General features: G+C 67.9%; 1 protein-coding gene. It reads right to left on the bottom strand.

All coding sequences use genetic code 11. The features are described from left to right. The coding region (locus ACGFWE_RS43425) for a dihydropteroate synthase (protein ID WP_393606211.1) at positions 1-1,136 on the bottom strand (1,136 nt) is incomplete at both ends.

Genomic DNA, 1,136 nt, shown 5'->3' on the forward strand with positions numbered 1-1,136 from the left:
GTCTTCATGACCTCGGCGGACTGCAGGACGAACGGCAGCTGCATCTGCCCGGAGCCGAAGAGTTCACCGACGACCTTCATGCCGTCCAGGAGGGTGTCGTTGACGATGTCCAGGGCGGGACGTTCCTCAAGGGCCGCATCGAGGTCGGCCTCCAGGCCGTTCTTCTCGCCGTCGATGATGCGGCGCTTGAGACGCTCCTCCAGCGGCAGGGCCGCCAACTCCTCCGCCCGGCCCGCCTTCAGGGACTTGGTGGTGGCGCCCTCGAACAGGGCCATCAGCTTCTGGAGGGGGTCGTAGCCCTCGGCGCGACGGTCGTAGATCAGGTCGAGAGCCGTCTGCACCTCCTCCTCGCTGAAGCGGGCGATCGGCAGGATCTTCGACGCGTGGACGATCGCCGAGTCCAGACCGGCCTTGACGCACTCGTCGAGGAAGACCGAGTTGAGCAGGACACGGGCGGCCGGGTTCAGGCCGAAGGAGATGTTGGACAGGCCCAGCGTGGTCTGCACGTCCGGGTGGCGGCGCTTGAGCTCGCGGATCGCCTCGATGGTGGCAAGGCCGTCGCCCCGGGACTCCTCCTGGCCGGTGCAGATGGTGAAGGTCAGGGTGTCGATGAGGATGTCGGACTCGTGGATGCCCCAGTTGCCGGTCAGGTCGTTGATGAGCCGTTCGGCGATGGCGACCTTGTGCTCGGGGGTGCGGGCCTGGCCCTCCTCGTCGATGGTCAGGGCGATCAGTGCGGCGCCGTGCTCCTGGGCGAGCTTGGTGACCTTCGCGAAGCGGGAGGCGGGGCCGTCGCCGTCCTCGTAGTTGACGGAGTTGATGACCGCGCGGCCGCCGAGCTTTTCCAGGCCGGCCTCGATGACCGGGACCTCGGTGGAGTCCAGCACGATCGGCAGGGTGGAGGCGGTGGCGAACCGGCCGGCCAGCTCCTTCATGTCCGCCACACCGTCACGGCCGACGTAGTCCACGCACAGGTCCAGCATGTGGGCGCCCTCGCGGATCTGCTCGCGGGCCATCTCCACACAGTCGTCCCAGCGGCCCTCCAGCATCGCCTCACGGAACTTCTTCGAGCCGTTGGCGTTGGTCCGCTCGCCGATCGCCAGGTAGGAGGTGTCCTGGCGGAAGGGGACCGTCTG

This window comes from Streptomyces sp. NPDC048523 (assembly GCF_043199815.1).
Taxonomy (GTDB): domain Bacteria; phylum Actinomycetota; class Actinomycetes; order Streptomycetales; family Streptomycetaceae; genus Streptomyces.